The sequence below is a fragment of the Streptomyces sp. TSRI0107 genome, assembly GCF_001905845.1.
GTDB lineage: Bacteria > Actinomycetota > Actinomycetes > Streptomycetales > Streptomycetaceae > Streptomyces.
Genome location: NZ_LIVZ01000013.1, coordinates 45,477 through 70,751, shown reverse-complemented (window position 1 = coordinate 70,751; position 25,275 = coordinate 45,477). Strand labels below are relative to the sequence as shown.

Here is a 25,275-nt window from a genome sequence, read left to right as displayed (position 1 = left end):
CCGCTCGCTCGTCCGGCGGCGCCTGCCGCACGGGGCGGCGGGCGAAGGGGCCGTCGTGGTAGCCCCCCCCCCCCCCGCGGCCCCGCTTCCCGGTCAGCGCAGCGGTACGGTCACCTCCCCCGTCCCTTCGGCGCTCGCACCGCCGGCGACGCGCACGGTGAAGGGCCGGTCGGTGCCGTCCGAGGTGATGCGCAGCTGGTCGCCCTCCCGGCGGACGTGGAACACGGCTGCCGGGGCGCCGGTCAGGTCGGGCACGGTGACCTGGCTGGTGTACTCGGGCGAGGTCGACGGGTGGACGAGCAGGGTCGGGTTGTCCAGCCAGTCGCCGTCGGGCCGCCGCTCGTCGCCGGCCAGCGGCAGGACGGCGCCCTCGCGGACGTAGAGCGGCAGGCTGTCGTAGCCGTGCCGTTCGCTGCGCCACACCGGGCCGGTGACCTGTTCGCCGGTGAGGAGGTGGGTCCAGGTGCCTTCGGGGAGGTAGACCTCCACCTCGCCGTCCTCGCTGAACACCGGGGCGACCAGGAGCTCGGAACCGAGCATGTACTGGCGGTCGAGCGGGCGGCACGCCGGGTCGTGCGGGAACTCCAGCACCATGGGCCGCATCATCGGGACGCCGGTGTGGCGGGCCTCGACGGCGGCGCCGTACAGGTAGGGCATGAGGCGGTGCTTGAGCAGGGTGAAGCGCCGGGCGACGTCGACGGCTTCGTCGCCGAACTCCCACGGCACCCGGTAGGACGACGAACCGTGCAGGCGGCTGTGGGAGGACAGCAGGCCGAAGGCCAGCCAGCGTTTGAAGACCGCCGGGTCGGGGGTGCCCTCGAAGCCTCCGATGTCGTGGCTCCAGAAACCGAAGCCGCTCAGCGACAGGGACAGGCCGCCGCGCAGCGACTCGGCCATGGCCTCGAAGGACGACCAGCAGTCGCCGCCCCAGTGCACGGGGTACTGCTGGCCGCCGGCGGTCGCCGAGCGGGCGAACAGCACGGCCTCGCCCTGTCCGCGCTCCTTCTCGAGGAGTTCGAACACGGTCTGGTTGTACAGGTGGGTGTAGTAGTTGTGCATCCGCTCCGGGTCGGAGCCGTCGTGCCAGACGACGTCGGTGGGGACGCGCTCGCCGAAGTCCGTCTTGAAGCAGTCCACTCCCTGGTCCAGCAGCGGCTTCAGCTTCGACTGGAACCAGGCGCGGGCGTCGGGGCTGGTGAAGTCGACCAGTCCCATGCCGGCCTGCCACAGGTCCCACTGCCACACGTCGCCGTTCGGCCGGCGCACCAGGTGCCCGAGCGCGGCGGCCTCGTCGAACAGCGGGGACTTCTGCGCGATGTACGGGTTGATCCAGGCACTGACCTTCAGCCCCTTGGCCTTCAGCCGGGCGAGCATGCCCTCGGGGTCGGGGAAGACCTCGGGATCCCACTCGAAGTCGCACCACTGGTATTCGCGCATCCAGAAGCAGTCGAAGTGGAAGACGGTCAGCGGGATGCCGCGCTCGGCCATGCCGTCGACGAAGGACATGACCGTCGCCTCGTCGTAGTCCGTGGTGAAGGACGTGGTGAGCCACAGGCCGAAGGACCAGGCGGGCGGCAGTGCAGGGCGGCCGGTGAGGGCGGTGTAGCGGGTGAGGACGTCCTTCGGGGTGGGGCCGGCGACGACGTAGTACTCCAGCGTCTGGTCCTCGACGCTGAACTGCACCTGCCCGACGGACTCGGAGCCGACCTCGAAGGAGACCGCGCCGGGGTGGTTGACGAAGACGCCGTAGCCCCGGGAGGACAGGTAGAAGGGGATGTTCTTGTAGGCCTGCTCGCTGCTGGTGCCGCCGTCGGCCTGCCAGATGTCGACGACCTGGCCGTTCTTGACGAACGGCGTGAAGCGCTCGCCGAGGCCGTAGATCTGCTCGCCGACGCCGAGCGCGAGCTGGGCGAGGACGTGGTGCGCGCCGTCGTCGGTGGTGGCGAAGGCGGTGCCCTTGCGGCCGGCGCGGGTCAGCTCCCGTCCGTCCGCGTCGTGGAAGGTCAGGGACCAGGGGGCGGCCTGGTCCAGGCGCAGGGTCAGCGGGCCGCTGGTGAGTTCGGTGACGGTGCCGTCCCGGCGGACCTCACCCGCGCCGCCGGGCTCGGCCGTCAGCGCGAAGTCGGGTCCCGGGTGCCGCTTGCCGGCGTGGTGGGTGACGCGCACGCCGATGACGCCCTCGGCGGGTGAGAAGCAGTCGACGGTGAGGAGCGGCGCGTTGAGCGTGTCCCCTCTGCGCGTCACCTTCTGTACCGCGACATGGCTGGTGAAGCGCTTCGATTCGACGCGTACGTCACGTGCCTCGGTGGCGTAGGCCACCTGGACGCCGTCGCGGATGCGCCAGAACCCGTTGGTGAACTTCATGGTCTTCCTCGGGGGAGCGGGGCTGTTCGGAGGCGGACTGCGGAGACTGTCGCCCGGCAATTTGATCGTACACAAAACAAATCACGGCTCGCAGCACGTCATGCTGACACTGAGTCGTTGACCAGGGGTTATTCCTCACTGGGCGCGGAGTGCCACTTCATGGAGTGTCCGCACGAACACGAGTACAGGTCTAGCGTGACGCCCTCGATTGACGTATTAGTCATCTCAGCAAACAAAGGGCCCGGCGACGCTGCCGGGCGATACGACAGCAAGGGCCGCAGCATGTCGAAGCGCTTCAACGCGACAGCACACACACCGGCTGCCGCGCGCCGCGGACGCTCCCGCAGGGCCGTGGCGCCGCTCGCCGCCGTCTCCGTCCTGGTCGCCGGGGCGGCTCTGACCGGATGCGGTCAGCAGCGCGACAGCGACGTCTACACCGTGATGAACTCCTCGACCGACGAGTCCTACCACCGCTGGGACGCCGAGGCGATGGCCCGCTGCGGCAAGCGGCTCGGCGTCACCATCGAGCAGCAGAGCGTCCCTGCCGCGCAGGTGATGACGAAGGCGCTGCGCATGGCGTCCTCGAAGTCGCTTCCGGACATCGTCCAGTTCGACGCCTCCGAGATGCCGACGTTCGCCGACGCGGGCGGCCTGGTCGACCTCGAGACCCTGGGCCTGAGCACCCGGGACATCCCCGAGGGCATCGTCGACTTCGGCTCCTATCAGGGGACGTACTACGGTGCGGCCCGGTCCGTGAACACCCTCGCGCTGTTCTACAACAAGGACATCCTCGACGAGGCCGGCGTGGCGGTTCCCACCACCTGGGACGAGTTGCGGGAGACGGCGAGGAAGCTCACCCGGGGCAAGCGGTACGGGCTGGCGCTCAGCGCGGGCGGAGCGGAGGACGGCGTCTTCCAGTTCACGCCGTTCATGTGGTCCAACGGCGGTGACGAGACCCGGCTGGACGGGCCCCGGGTCGTGGAGGCACTCGACTACTGGAAGGCCCTGCTGGCGGACGGTTCGCTGTCGAAGTCGACGGTCAACTGGACGCAGGCGGACGTCAACGACCAGTTCATGGCCGGCAACGCGGCGATGATGATCAACGGTCCGTGGCAGGTGGAGACGCTCAACACCGACAAGTCGCTGCACTGGGGCATCGCGCAGATCCCGGTGCCCGAGGCGGGTGACGACTCGGTCGGCCCGCTGGGCGGTGCCGTGCTCACCGTGCCCGACACCGGTGACGAGGAGCGGGAGAGGACGGCGGGCAGGATCGTCGCCTGCCTGGCCGGCGAGAAGGAACAGCTGACGTACGCGCTCAACAGCTGGATGGTCCCGGCCAACGCCGAGGCCGCCGCCGTATGGCGCGAGCAGGTGCCCGAACTGGACGCGCTCGCCGATCAGGTGGCCGTCGCCAGGTCCCGTACCGCCAAGCTCGGCGCCGGATGGTCGAGCGTGTCGCTCGCCCTGCAGAGCGCCTTCCAGTCCGCCCTGACCGGCCAGTCCAGCGAGGCCGCCCTGAAGCGCGCCCAGCAGCGGGCCACGAGCGGGAACTGAGGTACGCGACCCATGACCACGTCCACCGTCACCGCTCAGGCGCCGGCGAAGGCGTCCGGTCCGGCCACCGCGCCCGACCCGGCCCGGCTGCGCCGCCGCCGCAGGCTGGCCCAGTGGGGGTTCGTCGCCCCCGCGGTCGTCTTCATGCTGCTGTTCTTCGGCTACCCGCTCGTCCGCAACGTCGTGATGAGCTTCCAGCACTACACGCCGAAGACCTTCTTCACCGGTGAGGCGCCCTTCAACGGCGTCGACAACTGGTCGAACGTCCTCCAGGACGCCCTGTTCGGCAAGGCGCTCCGGCACACCCTCGTGTTCACCGCGGGCTCGCTGCTCGGCCAGTTCTGCATCGGGCTCGCCCTCGCGGTGTTCTTCAGCCGCCGCTTCCCGCTCAACGGCGTCCTGCGGTCGTTGATCCTGCTGCCCTGGCTGGTGCCCATGGTGGTGTCCGGCATCGTCTGGCGGCGGATCCTCGACCAGGACACGGGCGTACTGAACTCGTTCCTGGACACGCTCGGCCCCGGCGGCCACACCCCGTGGCTGACCAGCCCCGACATGGCGCTGCTGTCGGTGATCCTGGTCAACGTCTGGATCGGCATCCCGTTCAACTTGGTCATCCTGTACGGCGGTCTGCAGGAGATCCCCAAGGAGCTGTACGAGGCGTCCTCCCTGGACGGCGCCTCGGCCTGGCGGACGTTCCGCTCCATCACCCTGCCGATGCTCAAGCCGGTGATCACGGTCGTCCTCGTCCTCGGCTTCATGTCGACGGTGAAGATCCTCGACCTGATCCTCGCCCTCACCGACGGCGGCCCGGCCGACGCCACCCAGACCCTGGGCACGCTGACCTACCAGAACTCGTTCGTCCAGCTGGACTTCGGCGCGGGCGCGGTCGTCGGCAACGTACTCATCCTTGTCTCCGCGGTGTTCGCGGTGTTCTACCTGCGGGCCAACCGCACCGAGGGGAAGTGACGTCCGTGGCCTCTCGCACGCCCACGACATCCGGCCGCCGCTGGGGTTCCACCATCGCCGGGGTGCTCATCCTGTGCGTGATGCTGTTCCCGCTGTACTGGATGCTCAACACCGCCCTCCAGCCCGCCGCCGGTCTGCTCCAGGTCGACCCGGTGCCGAGCGGCCTGGACCTGTCCGGCTTCTCCAAGGCCCTGGACGACCAAGGCGGTCACCTGCTGACCTCGCTGGTCGTGTCGCTCGGCGCGGTCGTCATCTGCCTGGCGATCTCCGCCCCGGCGGCGTACGGGCTCGCACGGTTCGGGCTGCGCGGCTCGCGGACGATCGTGTTCGGCACGCTGATCACCCAGATGGTGCCGGGCATCGTCATCGCCAACGCGCTCTACAACTCGTACGTCGACCTGGGCCTGGTCAACTCCTACTTCGGCCTGATGCTGGCGGACGCCTCCCTCGGCATCCCGTTCTCGATCGTGCTGATGCGGTCCTTCATGGTGTCGATCCCCGGTGAGGTGATCGAGGCGGCGCAGATGGACGGCGCGGGGCCGGTGCGGACGTTCGTGCGGGTGGTGTTGCCGATGAGCCGCAACTCGCTGATCACCTCGGGCCTGTTCGCCTTCCTGTTCTCGTGGAGCGACTTCATGTTCGCGCTCACCCTGAACACGACCGACGACGTCAAGCCGGTCACGCTCGGCATCTACCAGTACATCGGCGCGCACGTCGGCGACTGGGGTTCGGTGATGGCCGCGTCCGTGCTGTCCGCGGTGCCCGCGGCGATCCTGCTCGTCCTCGCCCAGAAGTACATCGCCGCCGGCATCACCGGCGGTTCCGTCAAGTGACCCGCACTCCTGGAAACGGCTTCATCACATGAGTGACCTGAACGACTTTCCCAGCTTCCCGCCCGGCTTCGTCTTCGGCGCCGCGACCGCCTCGTACCAGATCGAGGGCGCGGCGCGGGAGGACGGCCGCGGCCCCTCGATCTGGGACACCTACAGCCACACCCCCGGCCTGGTGGCGGGCGGCGACACCGGTGACGTCGCCTGCGACCACTACCACCGCTATCCGCAGGACGTGGCCCTGCTGCGGGAACTGGGCGTGGGTTCGTACCGGTTCTCGATCGCCTGGCCGCGCATCGTGCCGGACGGTACCGGCCCGGTGAACCCGAAAGGGCTGGACTTCTACTCCCGGCTGGTCGACGAGCTGCGGTCGGCCGGCATCGAACCCGCCGCCACCCTCTACCACTGGGACCTGCCGCAGGCGCTGGAGGACCGGGGCGGCTGGCGGGTGCGGGAGACGGCGGAGCGGTTCGCCGAGTACACGGCGGTGGTCGCCGAGCACCTGGGCGACCGCGTACCGCGCTGGATCACTCTCAACGAGCCCTGGTGCAGTGCCTTCCTCGGCTACTCCGTCGGACGGCACGCGCCGGGTGCCCGCGAGGGCAGGGGCGCGCTGGCCGCGGCCCACCACCTCCTCGTCGGCCACGGTCTGGCCGTACGGGCGCTGCGCGCGGCGGGAGCACGCGAGGTGGGCATCACGCTCAACCTCGACCACAACCTGCCGGCCACCGACTCCGCCGCAGACGTGGCGGCCGTCGTCCGCGCGGACACCCAGCACAACCTGGTGTGGACCGAACCGCTCCTGGCGGGCCGCTACCCGGCCACGGAGGAGGAGACCTGGGGCGAACTGATCAACGGGCAGGACTTCCGGCGGGACGGCGACCTGGAGCTGATCTCCCAGCCGCTGGACTTCCTCGGCATCAACTACTACCGGCCGATCGTCGTCGCCGACGCCCCGCACCGCGAGCACGACCCCGCGCGGCGCGTGGCCACGGACAACCGCTACGAGGAAGTACGGCTCCCCGGCGTGCGGCACACCGCGATGGACTGGCCGGTCGTCCCCGGCACCTTCACCGACCTGCTGGTGCGCTTGAAGAACCAGTACGGCGACGCGCTGCCCCCCGTCCACATCACGGAGAACGGCTCCGCCGAGGACGACGCCGTGAGCCCCGACGGCGCGGTCCACGACACCGACCGCGTGGCCTACCTGCGGGACCACCTCACCGCGCTGCGGGCCGCGATGGACGCGGGCGTGGACGTCCGGGGCTACTACGTGTGGTCACTGCTGGACAACTTCGAGTGGGCCTACGGCTACGCCAAGCGCTTCGGGATCGTACGGGTCGACTACGAGACGCAGCGGCGCATTCCGAAGGACAGCTACCACTGGTACAGGGCGATGATCGCTGCGCAGGGCGGCTGATGGGGGTGGGGCTGACGGCTCGCCCACCCCCGCCTACTCCCCGGCCGTGCTCGCTTCGCTCCGCGGTCCGCTGTCGCCTCGCTCGGCGTAGGCCGCCGGATCGGCAAGCACCTCCCTGACCACGACACCGGCCGCGCCCCGTGCCGCGTCGCCCAGCGGGGAGGCCGCCCGCAGCCGGGTCCGGTCCTCGCTCCACAGCCCGGACACCACCCGGCGCGCGAGCTCGCGGTCGACGGCGGGAGCAAGCCACTCGTACAGCTCCCGGTATACACCGCCGAGCATCACCGCGTCCGGGTCGAAGAGGTTCACCGCGCCCGACACCGCCACGCCCAGCTGCCGTCCGGCGCCCTCCATCGCGGCCAGCGCGGACGGATCCTGCTGCCGGGCCATGCGCCGGAGTTCGGCGACGCCCGGCACGCCCGCGTCCGCGTCGATGCCGGCGGTGCTCAGCAGGGCGGCCTGCCCGGCGTACTGTTCCAGACACCCGCGGGCCCCGCACCGGCACGGCTGCCCGTCCGGATCGACGACCATGTGCCCGATCTCGCCGGCGAAGCCGTGGGCGCCGCGCAGCAGCTCCCCGTTGAGGACCAGGGCTCCGCCGATCCCGATCTCGCCGGTGAGATACAGGAAACTTCGCACGCCCCCGGTCCCGGCGCCGTACCAGAGCTCCGCGAGCGCGGCGGCGTTGGCCTCGTTGTCCGAGCTGACCGGAAGTGCCCGGGCGGGCCACAGCGCCAGCAGTGCCTGGGCGAAGACACCTTCGACGGCGACCCGCTTCCAGCCGAGGTTGGGGGCCTGGCGGACGGTGCCCCCGGCGACCAGACCCGGCACCGCGACATGGGCGCCCACCGGCTCCAGGCCCTGCTCGGCGGCCGAGCCCAGTGCCCGCGCGGCCAGCCGTGCCGCCCGCGCCAGCACCTGCGACGGCTGCACCCCGCGGCTGTCGACGTGCTCCACGAGCCTTACGCGATCGGTGCCCGCGAGGTCGACGACGCATACGGCGATGTAGTCGACGTTGATCTCCACGCCCAGCCCCGCCGGACCGGTACGGGCCACCTTGAGGACCGTGCCGGGGCGTCCGGCCTGGCCGCTGCTCGTCTTGCCCCACTCGGTGACGAAGCCGCAGTCCAGCAGTTGCTCGACGAGGGACGACACCGCGGCCCGGGTCAGACCGACACGCGCGGCGATCCCGGCCCTGGTCACCTCGCCGGTGTCGTGCACGGTCCTCAGCACCAGGCTCAGGTTGTGCCGTCTGACGGTGACTTTGTCGGCCTTCGGCCCCAGCGGGATCACGTTGCTCTTCATCTCGGTGTCGAGCGTAGCGACGGGGCTGGTGAAACGGCCGCGCCGGGGGCGCACGCCCTCCCGCCCGCCGCGGGCCGGCGGCGGTGCGATTGACTGGGGCCGGCAATGATCGAACACGCGGAACTCATGGGGGCCACGCGGTGAAGAGCAACGACACTCCGCTGATACCGGTGATACCGGACGCCGTATGGCTGGAGGAACGGCTGGGCGCGGGCACCCTCTGGCGGCCGGACGAAGCCGATCTGCCGGCCGAGCTGACCGATGCCGAGTCGAGGGAGTTCCTGCTCGAGGTCGGCTTTCCCGCCGTCCGCCTCGACGTCGCGGGGATCGACACGAGGCACGTGCGCCACAAGGACGGGCTGGAGGCGTTCGATGCCGACGAGATCTACGGCAACCGCTACCCCGACGACGACAGCCCGCCCGAGAACTTCTGCTTCGCCGTCGCCACCTCGGGCGACCAGCATCTGATGCTCGACGCGGCGGACGGCGGCATCACCCACTACGACCCCAACGGGTGGGACCACGGGCAAGGGTGGCAGGGACCGGCCGCCGATTCCCTCCCCGTGCTGGCCGTGCTCCTCGGGCTGATCGCCGAGTCGAGCGACGCCCTGCGATCGGACGACGACGCGGTACGCACGGCCGCCGTCACCGATCTGCGTGAGCGCATGATCCGCCGCGACCTGAACGTGGACGATTCCGCGTTCTGGGACGAGATCTTCGAGAACCTGGGGTGGGAACCGGACCAGTGAGGTCAGGGGTCAGTCGCAGTCGGCACCTCGGACGATTCGGCTGACGACGGCCGCGGCCGGCTGCGGCGCGTCCGCCAACCAAGCGCCCACGTTTTCCCGGACGGCGTGCGCGACACAGTCACGTACCGCGGGATTGCCCAGCACACCGCGCGTGGAGCCCAGGTACTCGGGACGGTCGAGCTTCACCGAGATGACCGCGGTCAACCCCGCGCCGACTCGGTCGGCGGTGAGGTCGGGGGCCGGGTTCGGGTCCGGGTCCGGGTCCGGGTCCGGGTCCGTCAGCAGCTGTCGCTGCCGGGCGAAGGCGTTGATCGCGGCCGCCATCCCGTCGTGGAAGCCCACCACGTGCGACCCTCCGTCCGGGGTGGGTGCGCTGTTGGCGAAGCTCCGGATCCGTTCCGTGGGGGTGTCGTTCCACCTCAGCGCCACCTCCACCGAGCCGGCCATCAGCGGGCACTCCTGCTCGAAGCCGAGGACATCCGTCTGAGCGGACGTCCCGGCCGACGCGTCGAGGAAGGCGACGAAGTCCCGGGCTCCGCCCGGGAAGAGGAAACGCGCCTCGCGGGGCCGGCTCGGGGAGCGCCGGTCGGTCAGTGAGACGGCGAGTCCGCGGTTCAGGAAGGCCAGTTCCCTGAAGCGCTCCGCCAGCGCGTCGAACGAGTGATCCACCGTGGCGAAGATGCCGGTGTCGGGCCGGAAGAGGATGGTGGTGCCGCTTCCGTTCGCCGGCCCGGCCGGGGCGGGCGGGCCGACCGCGACGCCTCGCTCGTAATGCTGCACCCAGCGGACACCGTCGCGCCGTACCTCTGCCGTCAGGGTGCTCGACAGGGCGTTGGCGACATGGGGCCCGATGCCGAAGAGGCCCAAGGGCAAGGAGTGGCGGCCGCCGGGCGGCGGCCCGGCGTGCGCGCGGGTCAGCAGCGCTTCGAGACTGGGACCGCCGGTGTCCCCGTCGGCCTCGACGGGAATCCCCGGCCCGTCGAGGCCGACCCGTACGCAACCGTCGGCTGTCAGCTCGACGTCGACGCGGCCGGCACGACCGGCGAGAACCTCGTTGACCGCCCAGTCGGAGACCTCGAACACCTGGTGGTGCAGTCCGCGTTCGCCGGTCGAGCCGACATACATCCCGGGCCGCTTCCGGATGGCTGCCGCCCCCTCCAGCACCTGGATGTGGGCGGTGTCGTACTCGGCCCAGTCCTCACTCACGAAGGCCCCCTGAGAGAAGGGACCGGCGGGAGGCCTCGGGCCGGTGAGCACCCCTCCGACTCCGGTCCGACTCCGGTCGGCCAAAGGGCCCGTGGGCGATCAGGACGGTAGAGTCCCGCGACCGCCGTCGACCTCGCGCCAGAAGGCGTCGACCCGTGCGTTGAAAGCGTCCGGGGACTCCTGGAACGGCTGGTGGGCCTCCCCCGTCATGACCTCGAAGCGGGCGCCCGGGATGGCGTCGGCCACGACCCGCCCGAGCCGAGGCGGCGTGGCCCTGTCCAGTTCGCCGGCCAGGACGAGGGTCGGTGCCGTGATGGTGGGCAGCCGCTCAAGGGTGTCGTGCGGGACGAACGCCTCGAGTTGACGCTGGAATGCCTCGGCGGGCTGCGGATACGGGAAGGCGAGCGCTTCGTCGACAATCCGCTGCACCGTGCCGTCGGCGTGGGCGCGTGGCGTGTAGATCCACAGGAAGAACGCCTCCTGCATGGCGCGTTCGTCGGGCGCCTCCGTCGCCAGCCAGTGCCAGAAGCGGGTCATGGCGGTGAAGTACGCGTCGGCCCTCGCCCAAGTGCTCATCAGGACGAGGCTGCGGAGAACGTCCGGGTGACGGAGTGCCAGTTCCTGAGCGATCGCGCTGCCGCCCGAGAAACCGGCGACATGCGCCTTGTCGACCCGGAGCGCCCGGAGCAGTTCCGCGGCGTCGTCCGCCATCATGGCCACGCTCATGGGCCCCTCGGGCAACGGCGTCCGCCCCGACCCCCGGTTGTCGAAGGCGATGAGCCGGTACCGGTCCGACAGCCCGTCGAGCTGCGCCTGCCACGCCTCGGCGGGGTCGCTCAGCCCTGCGATCAGCCGGACGTCCGGCCCCTCACCACGGGTCTCGGTCCAGAGCGTGGTTCCGTTGACTTCGACGTACTCGCCCATGGAATACACCTCCCACGCCATGATCTCGGCTTCCGGCCGGGACGCGAAGACCGCCGCGCACCAGGTCTCCTGTGCGATGCGGGCCATCGGCACCGGCGGTGGGCCACAGGACTGCGGTGCGGAGCTGGAGTGCTGCGGTGTCCAAGCCCTCTGTACTGCGCCGCGTGCTGAGCGGTGACTACTCAGGGACCCTCCCTGAGATGGAGCTCCTGGCCCGCAGGCTGCGGGCGTCCGGCATCCCCGCCGTGGCTGCTCGGTCACGCCCCGCGAACTGACGGGCGGACTTCACGGGGTGTCGCCGGTCCAGTCGAAGCGGTGGGGCTCGCCGCGGCGTGGGTCGTACAGTGCTCGTCCGCCCGCGCCGAACCGGCCCAGCTCGGTGGGGAGGGCGACGCCGGTGTCGATCTCGTCCTGAGTCCAACCGGTGATGTCGAGCAGCAGCCCGTCCAGCGGTCCGCCGACCAGTTCGACGTAGCGCTGGCCCGGCTTCGGGCCCGGGTGGTCGTGGTCGGCGCCGTAGACCCGGCCGCGCAGCAGCTGCTCATCCTCGCTGTCCATGCCGGCAAGCCTCGCAGGCACCACTGACAGTGCGGGTCCGCTCATGAGGTGGCAGCCCGGCGGAGGTGGCAGACCGGCGGACCTGGGCCGGCAGGCGTCGCGCGCCGGCCGGGAACGAGAGGAGCCGGCTCCAGCCGGGCACGGCGACCAGCTTGCGTCACCGGTTTGACAGGTGACGGCACGCGCATGAGAGTCATCTCACGGCCGGAAGGAGCGGTGCTCCTCCCGGCCGCGCCGGTCGTCAGGACTCGTCGCGCCTGGGCAGGCGCCAGTTCTGACGCGGGAAATGGCAGGTGTAGCCGTCCGGGTAGCGCTGCAGGTAGTCCTGGTGCTCCGGCTCGGCCTCCCAGAACTCACCGGCCGGCTCCACCTCGGTCACCACCGGTCCCGGCCACAGCCCGGACGCCTCGACGTCGGCGATGGTGTCCTGCGCGACGCGCCGCTGTTCGTCGTCGAGGTAGAAGATGGCGGAGCGGTAGCTGAGGCCGACGTCGTTGCCCTGCCGGTTCCTCGTGGTCGGGTCGTGGATCTGGAAGAAGTACTCCAGGATCGTGCGGTAGTCGGTGGCCGAGGGATCGAAGACGATCTCGATCGACTCCGCGTGCCGGCCGTGATCGCGGTAGGTGGGACGGGGCTTGTCGTTGTCGCCGGTGTAGCCCACACGGGTGCGCACCACGCCGGGCAGCGACCGGATGAGCTCCTGCATGCCCCAGAAGCACCCGCCCGCCAGCAGTGCCTTTTCCTCCACGTCACTCATGACCCTTCAGCCTCCTCTGCGTGTCCATGCACTCGTGCTCGGACCCAGCCTCGCACACTGCTGGATCCTCATCGCTGCATCACCGCCTTGACAGGTGACGCAAGGCGCGGCGTCATGGCAACCGCCTCCCTCCCGGCAACGGGACACAAGCTGCTACGCTCGTGATTGACCTAGATCGTCTATCGAGGAGTCACAGACGTGGTGGGTGAAGACGACATCTCCGGGTGAGATCCGGATCTGACGGCCACCGGCCGGCGCCAAGGGGCGCTGCTGAGGTGGTCCGTTTCGTCGTACCCACTTTTCCCCGTCTGCCCAGGGCAGAGGTCCAAGCTCTGCCCCAGTACCTCCGAGGTGGCCATCCATGTCCGACGCTGCCGTCGTCTGCTCGAACCTGTCCTTCGCCTGGCCCGACGACACCCCTGTCTTCCACGACCTGTCCTTCACCGTGTCCCCCGGTCGTACGGGCCTGGTCGCCCCGAACGGCTCCGGCAAGAGCACCCTCCTGAAGCTGATCGCAGGTGAACTCAAGCCTGTCAGCGGCTCGGTGACCGTCAACGGAACGCTGGGTTATCTCCCGCAGAGCCTGCCCCTGACCGGGAACCTCACGGTCGCCGAGGTGCTGGGCGTCGCCGAAGTGATCCGGGCTCTCGACGCCGTCGAGTCCGGCGACGTCAGCGAGGAGCACTTCACCACCATCGGCGACGACTGGGACATCGAGGAGCGCACCCGTGCCCAGCTCGACCGCCTCGGCCTGGCCGATCTCACCCTGGACCGCGGCCTGAGCACGCTGAGCGGCGGCCAGGTCGTCTCACTCGGCCTCGCCGCCCAGTTGCTCAAGCGTCCCGACGTCCTCCTGCTCGACGAACCCACCAACAACCTCGACCTGGAGGCCCGGCACAAGCTGTACGACGTGCTGTCGGACTTCGGCGGCTGTCTGCTCCTGGTCAGCCACGACCGGGCGCTGCTCGACCGCATGGAACGCGTCGCCGAACTCGGCAGCGACGAACTGCGCCTGTTCGGCGGGAACTTCACCGAGTACGAGGAGGCGGTGCGTGCCGAGCGGGAGGTCGCCGAGAAGAACGTCCGCAACGCCGAGCAGGAGCTGAAGCGGGAGAAGCGGGAGATGCAGCAGGCCCGCGAACGCGCCGAGCGCCGCGCGAGCAACGCCGCCCGCAACCTCAAGAACGCCGGTCTGCCCCGCATCTTCGCCGGCAACATGAAGCGTGGTGCCCAGGAGTCCGCGGGCCGGGCCGGACAGACGCACGCGGCCCGGGTGAGCGATGCCAAGGCCCGCCTAGACGAGGCGGGGCGGGCACTGCGCGAGGACCAGCGCCTCGCCCTGGAACTGCCCGAAACCCAGGTGCCCGCCGGTCGCAACCTCTTCCTCGCCAAGGCGATGCAGGTCCGCCTAGGAGACAAGGCCGTGTTCGCGGCGGACGGTGTGGACCTGACCGTGCGAGGTCCGGAGCGCATCGCGCTGACCGGCCCCAACGGCGCCGGGAAGACCACGCTGATGCGTCTCGTCACCGGCGAACTCGCCCCCGACAGCGGGGAGATCAAGCGTAACGACGGCCGGATCGCCTATCTGTCCCAGCGTCTGGACCTGCTGGACCCGGAACGCACCGTGGCGGAGAACTTCGCCGAGTTCGCGCCCGAGCGGCCCGAGGCGGAGCGAATGAACCTGCTGGCCCGCTTCCTCTTCCGGGGCCCGCGGGCGCACCTGCCGGTCGGGGTGCTCTCCGGCGGGGAGCGGCTGCGCGCCACCCTGGCGTGCGTGCTGTGCGCGGAGCCGGCTCCCCATCTGCTGCTGCTCGACGAGCCGACCAACAACCTCGACCTGGTCAGCGCAGGGCAGTTGGAGAGCGCGCTGAACTCCTACCAGGGCGCCTTCATGGTGGTCAGTCACGACGAGCGGTTCCTCGCCGAGATCGGGATCAGCCGCTGGCTGCGGCTGGCCGACGGGGTCCTCAGGGAGACCGGGGCCCCAGCGGTGTGAGCCGCCGGAGTGCGCAATGGCCCGCGCCCGAGGCCGCGTGCCCGGCGGGCCGACCATCCCTCACACCGGACGGACACCCGTGCCCCATCAGACCACTTTGCGCGCCCACGACCTCGTCCGCTCCCTGGGCGGCCGCCGAGTCCTCGACGGCATCTCCCTGACCGCCTCCCCCGGCCACCGGATCGGCCTGATCGGGGAGAACGGCGTCGGCAAGTCCACCCTGTTGCGGGTGCTGGCCGGCGTGGACGAACCCGACGCGGGAAGCGTCTCGCGCCCGGGCGACCTCGGCTTCCTCCACCAGGAGATGCCGTACGACGCCGGCTCGACCATCGCCGCGGTGCTGGACGAGGCCTTGCGGGAAGCCCGCGAGGACCTAGCGGAACTGGACCGGCTCGGCGAGGAGCTGGCCCGCGTCCCGGACGACGACCCCTTCCACCAGGAACTCCTCGACGCCTACGGCAGGCGGCTGGAACAGGCCCAGGACCGTGAGTCCTGGGACGCCGACCGCCGCGCCGCCCTGGTGCTGGACGGCCTGGGCCTCGGCGCGGTCGGGCACGACCGCACACTCGGCTCGCTCTCCGGCGGGCAGCGCGTCCGGCTCGCCCTGGCCGCACTGCTCGTGCGGCGGCCGTCGGCGCTGCTGCTGGACGAGCCGACCAACCACCTCGACGACGATGCCGCCGCCTTCCTGGAGGAGCAGGTCCGCGGACTGTCCGGGACAGTCGTCGTCGCCGGCCACGACCGCGCGTTCCTCGACGCCGTCTGCACCGACGTGATCGACCTCGATCCGGCGGTGGACGGCCCGGTCCGCTACGGCGGCAACTACAGCGCCTACCTGTCCGAGAAACGCGCGGAGCGGGAGCGCTGGGAGCGGCGGTACGCCGAGGAGCAGCAGGAGTTGGAGGAGCTGCGCCACTCGGCGGGCGTGACCGCGCACCGGGTGGCACCGGACCGTGGCCGGCGCGACAACGAGAAAATGGGGTACGGCCGCAGGGCGGGCCGGGTGCAGAAGCAGATCTCCCGCCGGGTGCGCAACGCCGCCCGGCGGCTGGAGGAACTGGAACGCACCCAGGTCGCCGAGCCGCCGCGCCCGCTGCGCTTCGCGCCCGGGGACCTGGCCGCGCAGGCGGACGAGAGCTCGCGGGCGGAGGCGAGCCCGCGGGCGGAGGAGAGTCAGCGGCCTCTGGTGGCCCTGCGTGACGTGCGGGTGCCGGGCAGGCTCGCGCTGGACGGCCTCGACGTGTCGGCCACCGACCGGCTGCTGGTCACGGGAGGCAACGGGGCGGGCAAGTCGACGCTGCTCGCCGTGCTCGCCGGACGTGTGACGGCCGAGGGCGAGGTACGCAGGCGGCGCGGGCTGACCGTGGGCCTGCTCACCCAGGACACCGTGTTCGAGCGGCCCGAGCGCACGGTCCGCGACACCTACGAACTGTCGCTCGGTCCGGCGCGGGCCGAGAGGGTGCCGCTGGGCTCGCTCGGCCTGATGCACGAGGCGGACCTGGACAAACCCGTCGGACAGCTGTCCGTGGGCCAGCGTCGCCGCCTGGCCCTGGCCCTGCTGGTGGCCCGCCCGCCCCAGCTGCTGCTGCTCGACGAGCCGACGAACCACCTCTCCCCACGACTGTGCGACGAGCTGGAGGCGGCGCTGGGCACCGGACCGGGCGCGGTCGTGATCGCCAGCCACGACCGCTGGCTGCGACGGCGGTGGCAGGGCCGAGAGATCCGGCTGGAGCCGGGCCACGACCGGCAGCGGGAGGTGGCACCGGTCCGTTCGCTCACCTGACGGCGACGGGGCTCCTCGCCTTCGACTTGAGTCACCTGTCAGGATGGTGACGTGAATCCTGACCACGTGTTCGTCTGCGGGCATCCGGTGCTCGACTTCGCGGCCACTCTCCGGGCCCGGCGCTCGACCCGGTTCGAGATGCTTGTGACCCCGGAGCGGCTGAACGCCTGGTACCTGGAATCCGGACTCGTGGACACGATCACGCCCGGCGAGGAGAAGGACGTCCGGGAGGCGACCACGGTGCGTGAGGCCGTCTACCGGCTCATCACCAACCGTCGCCTCGACGAGGAGCCCGACCGCGAAGCGCTCGCCGTGCTCAACGGCGCCGCGCGCAAGGCTGCCGCGACACCGCAGCTCACCGTGACCGGCCGGCACACCGAGGCGACTCCCGAGCAGGCCCTGGCCACCGTGGCCCGGCAGGCCGTCGAACTGCTCAGCGGTCCGGACGTCCCACTGCTGAAGGAGTGCGGCAACCCGGAGTGCACGCGCGTCTACGTCGACCGGTCCCGTGGCATGCGGCGCCAGTGGTGCGGCATGGAGTCCTGCGGCAACAAGTACAAGGCCGCCGCCTACCGCGCACGCAAGAAGACCGCGTCCGCCGGGGCCGCCCACTGACCGCTTGGCCCCGGGCATCGCGCGATGCCGGCCCGGTCAGGACGGTGACGGGTCTGCCCCGTTCGTGACGGCCGGGGCGGCCTCCGGCGTGGAGAGGAGCACCCTTCGATGCGGCCGGTCGATGTCCGAGACGACGACTGAGATCTCGGCGCCGCTCTCGAAGGCCTCCGGCGGGCATGCCGCCGGTCCGCCGTGGACCTCCTTGAAGGGGACCAGCCCGAGGACCCCGTCCCCGACGTCGACGAAGGCGCCGACGGGGAGGACCTTGACGACCGTGCCGAGCAGCGCCTGACCCACCGCGCTCCGGTAGGCGAACGCCTGGAAAGGGTCGGGCCGCAATGCCTTCAAGGACAGTCTGGCCTCGGCGTTGTACGTGTCGAACTGAAGGAACTCGCACGAGACGCGCTGCCCTACGTCGACGACATCGGTGCCGGCGTCGACGTACCGCGCCGGGTTGCAGTGACTCCAGGAACGCCCAGAGTTCCGGGCTCTCAGTCTGCCAGGCCATGCCCGCCACCCTGGCACAGGGCATCGTGGGCGGGACCGCTCAGACGGTCCGCTTGGCACCGTAGTAGCCGTGGTTCATGCAGAACCGCATGGCGTCGGTGCCGTCCGCGCGGATGTGCTCGATGAGCAGGGACTTCAGCGGCTTCGGGAGGTTTCTGCCCTGCGCCTTGGTCCATTCGACCGTGCGGAAGAGCTGGGCGGCGCCGTCGAGTTGGGCCGGAGTCAGCGGGGACGCGACACACGCGGCGAGGACGACGCCCGGGTTCTCGGCCAGGAGTTGGCGGAGTACCGCCATGTCGTACCACTTCATGCCGCCGCTCGACCGCCGGGCGGACACTCCGAGCCAGGCCAGGAGGAGCCGGATCCGCTCGCCGCTGTCGGGATACCGCTGCTGGGCGAGAGCGGCGAGCCGGTCGCCGGCCTGCTGACGGCCACCCGACCAGGCCTCGTAGTCTCGCGCAGGCGGGCGGGCCACGTCCGCTGCGGCTTGGGCCAGCCCCTCCGGCGCGGCCTGTATCCACTCCTTCTGGCGCCGCTCCTCCTCGGCCTCTTCCCTGGCCAGCCCCTCCTGCACGCTCCGCGATCGGGTCAGTCCTCGTTCCGCCAGCCACGCGGTGAGCGCCGGGCCGTCCCGCAGATCGGCGTCGCAGTCGCCCAGTCCGCGCAGACCGGACTGGTGGTGCAGCGTCCAGCGGGCGATCAGGTCTCCCCGCGTGCCGTAGATCGTGATCGTCGGCCAGCCGATGCAGCGGCACCTGTCGCCGGTGCCGCCGTCCACGATGGCCAGGAGCCGCGCCAGTTCGCCGATCTCGGCGCCGGTCACGGTGAGGCGGGGCAGGTCGGCGGAGTCGGCCTCGGCGGGTGACGCCTCGACGATGACGACACGCTCGGCACGCTCCAGCACCTGCCGCAGCCGAGCGGTCGTCGGCCGGTCCTCGCCCGTGCCCTCTGCCTCTTCGTAGTACATGGAAGTGACGATACGACGCTCGTCGGCTCACCATTGACGAACCGTCGCGAGAGACCGAGGACGATACCCGGGCTGACCACGCTCTCTCTCCGCCCCATGCCGGAGGTCAGACCGCCGCCGCGGGGCCGGGCGGGATGTGGACGGTCATGATCAGGTGGCAGGTCTCGGTGCCGGCGCCGCGGTAGGTGTGGGGGGCATCGCCATCGAAACTGGCGGTCTGTCCGGTTTCGACGGGATGCTCGGTGCCGTCGACGATGAGGATCATCCGGCCTGCCGTGACGCTGACGGTTTCCACGACTCCGGCCTGGTGGGGGTGGCTGGGGTACTCCTCCCCCGGTTCGAGCTTCCACCGCCAGACCTCGACCGGGGCCGGGCCGGAGGTCGTGAGCATCAGCCGGGCCTCGCTGCCCTCGGCTCCGGTCCACAGGGGCATCACGGCATCGGCGGTCACGACGCGGACGCGGCCTTCGGCCGGTCCCTCCATCAGGGCGGACACCGAGACGCCGAGGGTGTCGGCCAGCCTGACCAGGGTGGAGAAGTTCGGGTTGCCGTGTGCTTTCTCCAGCGCCACCAGGGCGCCCTTGCTGACCTTGGCGCGCTGGCCGAGCTCGTCCAGGGACAGGCCCGCGCGCTTGCGGGCCGTCCTGACGTTGTGCGCGAGCGTCCGCAGGGCTGCCTCTGTCTCGGCCATCCGATCACCATCCTCAGCAGTGGACCATTTCAATGGACCGTACGGTCATTTGGTTGACACAGGGCGGTCGGTTCAATGTACGGTTCAGTCGTTCCATTGATAGTAAGGGATGTACGTACCGTGATCGCTCTGCTGCTGGCCCTGGGCAGCTCCCTCGCCTACGGCTGTGCCGACTTCCTCGGCGGCCTCGGCGCCCGCAAGGCCCACGTACTGCGCACCGTGATGATCGCGGCCCCGGCCTCGCTCGCGGTCGAGCTGCTGCTCTGGCCCGTGCTCGGCGCCTCCTTCAGCGCCGCGACGATCGGCTGGGGTGCCGCGTCCGGCGTCGCGTCGGCCGCCGCCTTCGCGCTGCTCTACCGGACCCTGGCGATCGGCCCGATGAACGTGCTCTCGCCCATCACCGCCCTGATCTCCGCCATGCTCCCCGTCGGTGTCGGCCTGTTTCAGGGCGAGCGCCTCGGCCTGGCCGGCCTGGCGGGTCTGCCGCTCGCGCTGGTCGCGGTGGTACTGGTCAGCGCCGGCCACGGCGCCGGGTCGGCCCGTCCGTCGCGCACCGCGCTGCTGCTCGCCTTCGGCGCGGGCGCCGCGATCGCACTGCAGCTGATCTTCCTGCACCAGGCGCCGTCCGACAGCGGCGTGGCCCCTCTGATCGTCGGCCGCGGGGTCTCGTCCGCGGTCACGCTGGCAGCTGCCGGGCTGCTGTACCGCAGGCTCGGGGCGGAGAAGCCCGCGTACTCGATGTCGGCGGCCGCCGGAGTGCTGGACTCGGTGGCGAACCTGCTGTTCCTGCTCGCCGCCCGCAGCGGCGACCTGGCCGTCGTCGCCGTGATCACCGCCCTCTACCCGGCCGGCACCGTCCTGCTCGCCCGCAGTGTGCTCGCCGAGCGCATCCACCGCGGCCAGCTCGTCGGCCTGGGCACCGCCGCCGTCGCCGTCAGCCTCCTCGCCCTCACCTGAACGCCTCCCGCCAGCCGCACCACCGCCCCGCCGCCCCGCCGCCCCGCCGCCCCACAGCAAGGAGTACCGCATGTTCATCCAGCCCTGGGACGCGAGCCTCGACGAAGCCGAATGGCAGACCTGGGTCGCCGACGGGCACGACTTCGGCATCCTGAGCGTCAACGGCCTGCCCGGCCAGGCCCCGGTCGCCGTCCCCACCCACTTCACGAGCGCCCCCGGCCACCTGCTGATCCACCTCGCCCGCCCCAACCCGATCTGGCAGGCCATCGAGAACGACCCGAACGTCCTGTTCACGGTCTTCGGCGACTACGCCTTCATCCCCGGCCCGTGGCGCGCCAAGCCCGGCACCCCGCCCACCGACGGCGTGCCCACCAGCTACTACACCGCCGTCCAGTTCACCTGCCGCGCCCACATCGTCGACGACCCGGAAGCCAAGGCCGAACTGCTGCGCCATCAGATGGCCCACTTCCAGCCCGACGGCGACCACGCCCCCATCGCCGTCGACCAGCCGCCCTACGGCCGGATGCTGCCCGGCATCCGCGGTCTGCGCCTGGCGGTGACCGACGTACGGGCGAAGTTCAAGTACGACGACCACAAGCCCGTCGAGCACCGCACGGCTGTCGCCGACCACCTGACCGAACGCGGCCAGGACCTCGACGTCCCCACCGCCCTGCAACAGCGCCGCCGCCTGGACCGTATCGGCCCCTGGAAGCCCTGAAACCGCCTGAGCCGACCCGATATCAGCAGAGATTCACCTCACCCGATACACACCGACACGCGCAGCCAAGCGCCCACGCACCCGCGCACCACCCACGCACCCACGCACCCACGCACGAAGGAACGGAAACCCTCCCATGACCGTCTTCCGCATCGCCCCTGCCGTCGCCGACGCCTTCCCCGACACCCTCATCGCCCTGGTCACCGCCACCGGCCTGCGCGGACACGAGCCCTGGCCCGACACCGCCGCCGCTGTCGAGGCGCTGGAGCAGCAGCTCGCCCTCGGCGTCTGGCAGCCCGCCGACGAGACCGACCCGCGCATCGAGCAGTGGCACGCCGCCTACCGCTCCTTCGGCACCAACCCGCGCCGCGTCCGCCCCAGCGTCGACGCGCTCGGCCGCCGCCTCGCCAAGAAGGGTGCCCTGCCGCGCATCAACCCGGCGGTCGACTCCTACAACGTCGTCTCCGTCCGCCACGGCCTGCCCGCCGGCGCCTTCGACCTCGACCATGTCGCAGGGGACGTCGACATCCGGTACGCGGACGGCTCCGAATCCTTCACCCCGCTCGGCGAACCCGACACCGTCGAGAACCCCAAGCCCGGAGAGATCATCTACGCCGACACGGCCGGCGTCCTCACCCGCCACTGGAACCACCGCGACGCCCACCGCACCCGCGTCACCGAAGGCTCGACGCACGTCGCTTTCGCCCTCGAAACCCTCAACGCCGCCCGCGACGGCGACCTTCTCAAGACCGCCGCGGAAGAACTGCGGGGCCTCCTCGCGTCACACGCCGAGCAGACCGCCGTGTACTACTTGTGCCCGGAACAGCCCCAGGCCACGGTGTGAGCTGGTCGAGCACGCGACGCTCAGAATCCGGACGAGTTTCCCCGCCAAGTAAGAGTCAGCTCTCCGCTGACCGGTGCGAGACCCGGCATCAGATGGCCGGTTCCCGACATCCCGGTCACCAGCGGAAACACGAACTGGTCGAGCGTCGCGATCAAACGCCTGTGGCCTGCGCCGTTCGGCACGGGCACCCACAGACCCAGTTTCTGCGCGGCTGCCTCCCAGTCCCACTCCCCCTGGGTGCTACCGGTTCCCCCGAACAAGGCGAGTTGTCCGTCCCATCTGCCGTTCGGCCGGGGATCCGACAGCCTCTCGTCCTCCCACACGATGTCGAACATGGTCTCCTGGGGAATCCAGCTGGGAATGACCGTCACAGTTCCGCCGTGCTGTCCCATGACAGCCTCCTGGGTTGCGAGAAGAGGGCGCTGTACCCTTCGCGGGCATCGAAGGGTGCCCCGTCATTTCCAGCATGACCCCGATGGCGGAAGCGGCAACCGCAGCGACCGCACGGCGGCGATCACGTCGGCACCCAGCGGCTAGGGTCCCGCTCATGAATGATGATCAGGTACAGGCCGAATTCGCCCTGGCCGCCTGGACGCGCATCGAGACATGGCTTCGACAGCATGCGCCCCGCACCTTCGAACGGCTACCCGCGCCCGCGGCACAGGACGACATCCGCGCTCTCGAACAGGAACTCGACCTGACGGTCCCCGCCGATGTGCGCGCCTTCTACCTGGTGCGCAACGGCACCGGCCCGGCGTCCGATTTCGACTGGCCCGTATCCGGGGACGATCCTCAGCCGACCGGCTACTTCCTGCCCGGCGGCGAGGGAATCGGGCCTCTCGACATGCTGAGCGTGTGGTTCAACGGCCCGGCGGGAGCCGAGGGCCTCGACGATCAGCCCCACCAGCGCCACCTGCCCGTCTCCGCCGGCGACCCCGACGGCTTCTACGGCCTCTACACCGACTGCACTCCCGGTGGGGGCTACGGGCTGATCGGCTCCTACGGAGAGGCCGAGATCCCGAGCCCCGGAGAAGAAACCTTCGCCGCCTACCTGACTCAACTCGCCGACGCGCTCTGGGCAGGGCGCGGTCTTGAGGACACCGCGGCCCCGCATGTCGCCGACGGCCGTCTCGTTTGGGATTAGCGTCCGCGTGCGTCCCGGGCAGAACGGGTTGCGTAGGTGGTGCGTTCGTGCCGTATCCGGGCACTTGGAACCGTACACGTGACGGCCGGTATCGCACTGAGCCGGTCGGTGACCGGAGAGTCGGACGTCGAACAGCCAGACAGGAGGATCGTCTTGATGGCCAGGTCAGGCAACGGCAGCAGGATCGGCGCGTTATCCGTCGCCGGGGTTCTCGCCGGCACGGTGCTGGTGACGGGCTGCGGGAACGACAGCGACGCGGCAGGACCCTCGGACGGCGTCTCCTCCACGGGGAGCGCCGGTGCGCGGGAACAGGGCACGCAGGCCGTACGCTCCGCCTACGACAAGACAGCCGAAGAGGACACCGCACGGGTGACGTTGAAGGTGCGGACCTCCGCCGAGGGCTCCTCGGCGACCGCGAACGGCGAGGGCACCGTCGACCTCGATGACGGCGACAGCGTCATGACGGTCACCGCGGAAGGCCAGCGGATCGAGCAGCGGGTGGTGGACCGGGTGCTGTACCAGAAGCCTCCCGAGGGGCAGGCGCCCGGCGGCAAGCCGTGGATCAAGATCGACCTGAAGAAGGTAGCCGCCCGGCAGGGAGCCGGCGGTCAGTCCGTGAACGATCCGGCCCAGTCGGCGGCGTTCGCCAAGGCGATCGACGACAAGGACGTGACGAGGAAAGGCACATCCGTCATCGACGGCGTGCACACCACGCGGTACCGCGTGACGGTCGACGTCGCCAAGCTGCCCAATGGCAGCGAGCTGAGCAAGCAGGTCGGCCCCAGCCTGCCGATGGACCTCTGGCTCGACGACGACGGGCGTATCCGCCGCCAGCAGGTCGACATGACCGTGAAGGCCGCCACCAAGGCGACGGTACGGACGGTCCTGGAGTTCTCCGACTTCGGCACCGACGTGAACGCGGACGCCCCTCCCGCGCGGCAGGTGACGGACATGACCGACGAGGTCGGCAAGCAGGGACGCGCCCAGAGCTGACGAGGCGGCTGTCGTCCGCTGTCAACTGCCGTACGCAGCACAGCAGTTATCCAGCGAGCCACCGGGCTGTCCGACCCCACAGCCGGGGGCTACCCCCACCCCGGACCTGGGGTCCAACCGCATTGAGCGCGCGGCGGACCACAGGGAAGATCGACGAGCACAGTTGATCGGTCCGCATGACGCGGACCACGACCAGGGGGAAGATCCGTGAAACACAAGCGTCTCGCCGCCGCAGTCCTGCTCGCCGCCGCCCTCACGGCCACCGCCGTTCCCACGGCGACGGCCCGTCCCGCCGACCCGGTGCAGCAGCAGCTGGACCTGCTCGTCGAGGAGGACGGAGTGCCGGGCGCCCTGGCCTACTCCAGTGCCGGCAAGGCGACGTGGACCGCCGGGGTCGCGGACCTCGGCTCGGGCCGGTCGATGGTCGACGCGAACGGCCGGTTCCGGCTGGCCAGCAACACCAAGGCGTTCACCGCGACGGCGGTGATGCGCCTGGTGGCGGACGGCCGGATACGGCTCGATGACCGCGCCGGCAGATACGTACCCCAGCTCGCCGACCGCACCATCACCATCCGGCAGTTGCTCAAGCAGACCAGCGGGCTGACGGAGTACTCCACGCTGGTCGACTGGACCCGGCCGGGCACGCCCGAGGAGTATCTGGCGCTGGCGCTCGGCAAGGCGCCCGACTTCGAGCCCGGGACCGACTGGGGCTACTCCAACACCAATTACCTGGTCCTCGGCATGGTGATCGACAAGACGTCCGGGGTCGGCTTCCGCGACTACATCGAGCGCACCATTCTGCGCCCCCTGCACCTGGACGACACGTACTGGCCCGCACCGGGCGAGCTGACCCTGCGGGGACCGCACGCCCGCAACTACGGCGTGCACCCCGCGAATCCCCAGGGCGGGCGGGTCGACCTCACCGAGCTGCCCGGCTACGAGTTCGGCGCGTCCGGCGGCCTGGTCTCCACTCCGAAGGATCTGAACAAGTTCTGGGACGGGCTGTTCGGGGGCCGTCTCCTGCCCGGCTGGGCACTGCGCCTGATGACGCGGGACGCCTCCGACGTCGGCGGCCGGGACACGTACCCGGCGGGCAGCCGCTACGGCTACGGGGTCGCCTCCATCCCGCTCAGCTGCGGCGGCGTCTACTGGGGCCACGGCGGCGACCTGCCCGGCAACTCCGTGGCGGGCGGCCGGGCCACCGCCGGCCGCGGCACGGTCACCGTCTACTCCACGACGTGGACCGCCCAGGGACAGAGCCTGCGCCACCTCCAGGGCGCCGTGGACGCCGCTCTGTGCGCCGGTGAGCGCGGCTGAGGGCCGTCTCGTAAGTGATCTCGGCGCCCACATACGCGGCCATGTCACAGGGCGCCGGGCTGTCTCGTCTCGGGTGTGCAGGCACTGACGACCGCGCACGACAGGGAGGG

At 70.8% G+C, this 25,275-nt stretch carries 24 protein-coding genes; 14 read left to right on the top strand and 10 right to left on the bottom strand.

The genetic code is table 11. The features are described 5' to 3' along the window. Window positions 1–93 precede the first annotated feature (93 nt). Window positions 94–2,364 carry an alpha-xylosidase gene (yicI, locus tag AMK31_RS31065; protein WP_073944039.1) on the bottom strand — a complete coding sequence of 757 codons (2,271 nt, stop codon included), beginning with the start codon at window positions 2,362–2,364 and terminating at the stop codon, window positions 94–96. Window positions 2,365–2,646: 282 nt separating this feature from the next. On the opposite strand from yicI, the gene AMK31_RS31060 reads away from it, so the two are divergent. From AMK31_RS31060 to AMK31_RS31045, 4 genes are read left to right on the top strand one after another with little or no spacing between them, the layout of a single operon-like run. Next, window positions 2,647–3,918: an ABC transporter substrate-binding protein gene (locus tag AMK31_RS31060; protein ID WP_073944038.1), complete on the top strand. Its 1,272-nt coding sequence runs from the start codon at window positions 2,647–2,649 to the stop codon at window positions 3,916–3,918. A 12-nt stretch (window positions 3,919–3,930) separates the two neighbouring features. Further along, complete coding sequence (locus tag AMK31_RS31055) at window positions 3,931–4,884, top strand: carbohydrate ABC transporter permease (protein ID WP_073944037.1); 954 nt, start codon at window positions 3,931–3,933, stop codon at window positions 4,882–4,884. Between the two features lie 5 nt (window positions 4,885–4,889). Continuing rightward, window positions 4,890–5,717: a carbohydrate ABC transporter permease gene (locus AMK31_RS31050; RefSeq protein ID WP_073944214.1), complete on the top strand. Its 828-nt coding sequence runs from the start codon at window positions 4,890–4,892 to the stop codon at window positions 5,715–5,717. 28 nt (window positions 5,718–5,745) lie between these two features. Next, window positions 5,746–7,134 (top strand): GH1 family beta-glucosidase, encoded by a 1,389-nt coding sequence (locus AMK31_RS31045; RefSeq protein WP_385312068.1) that lies wholly within the window; start codon window positions 5,746–5,748, stop codon window positions 7,132–7,134. 33 nt (window positions 7,135–7,167) lie between these two features. On the opposite strand, the gene AMK31_RS31040 is transcribed toward AMK31_RS31045, so the two are convergent. Next, the gene (locus AMK31_RS31040; RefSeq protein WP_073944212.1) at window positions 7,168–8,439 is read right to left on the bottom strand and encodes an ROK family transcriptional regulator; all 1,272 of its coding nucleotides are present in this window, start codon (window positions 8,437–8,439) and stop codon (window positions 7,168–7,170) included. 140 nt (window positions 8,440–8,579) lie between these two features. Between AMK31_RS31040 and AMK31_RS31035 the strand changes: the two genes are divergently transcribed. Next, the gene (locus AMK31_RS31035) at window positions 8,580–9,188 is read left to right on the top strand and encodes an SUKH-4 family immunity protein (RefSeq protein ID WP_073944036.1); all 609 of its coding nucleotides are present in this window, start codon (window positions 8,580–8,582) and stop codon (window positions 9,186–9,188) included. Between the two features lie 9 nt (window positions 9,189–9,197). Here AMK31_RS31035 and AMK31_RS31030 read toward each other — a convergent pair whose 3' ends face one another. The 4 genes from AMK31_RS31030 to msrA form a co-directional block, all read right to left on the bottom strand. Further along, window positions 9,198–10,394, bottom strand: coding sequence for a DNA gyrase subunit B (locus AMK31_RS31030; protein ID WP_073944211.1), 1,197 nt, complete (start codon window positions 10,392–10,394; stop codon window positions 9,198–9,200). Window positions 10,395–10,493: 99 nt separating this feature from the next. Then, on the bottom strand, window positions 10,494–11,405 hold the full coding sequence (locus tag AMK31_RS31025) for an alpha/beta fold hydrolase (protein WP_241842768.1): 912 nt from the start codon (window positions 11,403–11,405) through the stop codon (window positions 10,494–10,496). Window positions 11,406–11,603: 198 nt separating this feature from the next. Next, window positions 11,604–11,876: a hypothetical protein gene (locus AMK31_RS31020; RefSeq protein ID WP_073944035.1), complete on the bottom strand. Its 273-nt coding sequence runs from the start codon at window positions 11,874–11,876 to the stop codon at window positions 11,604–11,606. Window positions 11,877–12,117: 241 nt separating this feature from the next. Beyond that, window positions 12,118–12,633 (bottom strand): peptide-methionine (S)-S-oxide reductase MsrA, encoded by a 516-nt coding sequence (gene msrA / locus AMK31_RS31015; RefSeq protein WP_073944034.1) that lies wholly within the window; start codon window positions 12,631–12,633, stop codon window positions 12,118–12,120. A 361-nt stretch (window positions 12,634–12,994) separates the two neighbouring features. Here msrA and abc-f point away from each other — a divergent pair, with 361 nt between their 5' ends. The 3 genes from abc-f to AMK31_RS31000 are packed head-to-tail and all read left to right on the top strand — an operon-like array spanning window position 12,995 to window position 17,027. Next, on the top strand, window positions 12,995–14,629 hold the full coding sequence (abc-f, locus tag AMK31_RS31010) for a ribosomal protection-like ABC-F family protein (protein ID WP_073944033.1): 1,635 nt from the start codon (window positions 12,995–12,997) through the stop codon (window positions 14,627–14,629). Between the two features lie 16 nt (window positions 14,630–14,645). Next, window positions 14,646–16,412 (top strand): ABC-F family ATP-binding cassette domain-containing protein, encoded by a 1,767-nt coding sequence (locus AMK31_RS31005; protein WP_385312075.1) that lies wholly within the window; start codon window positions 14,646–14,648, stop codon window positions 16,410–16,412. Window positions 16,413–16,463: 51 nt separating this feature from the next. Beyond that, window positions 16,464–17,027 (top strand): CGNR zinc finger domain-containing protein, encoded by a 564-nt coding sequence (locus AMK31_RS31000; protein WP_073944032.1) that lies wholly within the window; start codon window positions 16,464–16,466, stop codon window positions 17,025–17,027. A 36-nt stretch (window positions 17,028–17,063) separates the two neighbouring features. On the opposite strand, the gene AMK31_RS41745 is transcribed toward AMK31_RS31000, so the two are convergent. The 3 genes from AMK31_RS41745 to AMK31_RS30985 form a co-directional block, all read right to left on the bottom strand. After that, window positions 17,064–17,366, bottom strand: a complete 303-nt coding sequence (locus tag AMK31_RS41745; protein WP_241842767.1) for a S1 RNA-binding domain-containing protein — start codon at window positions 17,364–17,366, stop codon at window positions 17,064–17,066. Between the two features lie 208 nt (window positions 17,367–17,574). Continuing rightward, on the bottom strand, window positions 17,575–18,501 hold the full coding sequence (locus AMK31_RS30990) for a hypothetical protein (protein ID WP_073944031.1): 927 nt from the start codon (window positions 18,499–18,501) through the stop codon (window positions 17,575–17,577). A 106-nt stretch (window positions 18,502–18,607) separates the two neighbouring features. Then, on the bottom strand, window positions 18,608–19,192 hold the full coding sequence (locus tag AMK31_RS30985; RefSeq protein WP_073944030.1) for a helix-turn-helix domain-containing protein: 585 nt from the start codon (window positions 19,190–19,192) through the stop codon (window positions 18,608–18,610). 120 nt (window positions 19,193–19,312) lie between these two features. Here AMK31_RS30985 and AMK31_RS30980 point away from each other — a divergent pair, with 120 nt between their 5' ends. From AMK31_RS30980 to AMK31_RS30970, 3 genes are all read left to right on the top strand, one after another. Continuing rightward, a complete protein-coding gene (locus AMK31_RS30980; RefSeq protein WP_073944029.1) occupies window positions 19,313–20,149 on the top strand; it encodes a DMT family transporter in 837 nt (278 codons plus the stop codon). A gap of 70 nt (window positions 20,150–20,219) precedes the next feature. Next, entirely contained in the window at window positions 20,220–20,867 is a 648-nt protein-coding gene (locus AMK31_RS30975) for an FMN-binding negative transcriptional regulator (protein ID WP_073944028.1), read from the top strand. Between the two features lie 136 nt (window positions 20,868–21,003). After that, entirely contained in the window at window positions 21,004–21,711 is a 708-nt protein-coding gene (locus tag AMK31_RS30970; protein ID WP_073944027.1) for a B3/B4 domain-containing protein, read from the top strand. A 20-nt stretch (window positions 21,712–21,731) separates the two neighbouring features. Here AMK31_RS30970 and AMK31_RS30965 read toward each other — a convergent pair whose 3' ends face one another. Continuing rightward, window positions 21,732–22,103: a hypothetical protein gene (locus tag AMK31_RS30965; protein WP_073944026.1), complete on the bottom strand. Its 372-nt coding sequence runs from the start codon at window positions 22,101–22,103 to the stop codon at window positions 21,732–21,734. A gap of 155 nt (window positions 22,104–22,258) precedes the next feature. Between AMK31_RS30965 and AMK31_RS30960 the strand changes: the two genes are divergently transcribed. The 3 genes from AMK31_RS30960 (at window position 22,259) to AMK31_RS30950 (ending at window position 25,165) form a co-directional block, all read left to right on the top strand. Continuing rightward, entirely contained in the window at window positions 22,259–22,855 is a 597-nt protein-coding gene (locus AMK31_RS30960; RefSeq protein ID WP_073944025.1) for an SMI1/KNR4 family protein, read from the top strand. A gap of 156 nt (window positions 22,856–23,011) precedes the next feature. Then, entirely contained in the window at window positions 23,012–23,848 is an 837-nt protein-coding gene (locus tag AMK31_RS30955; RefSeq protein ID WP_073944024.1) for an LppX_LprAFG lipoprotein, read from the top strand. A gap of 207 nt (window positions 23,849–24,055) precedes the next feature. Next, complete coding sequence (locus AMK31_RS30950; protein WP_073944023.1) at window positions 24,056–25,165, top strand: serine hydrolase domain-containing protein; 1,110 nt, start codon at window positions 24,056–24,058, stop codon at window positions 25,163–25,165. Window positions 25,166–25,275: the final 110 nt, after the last annotated feature.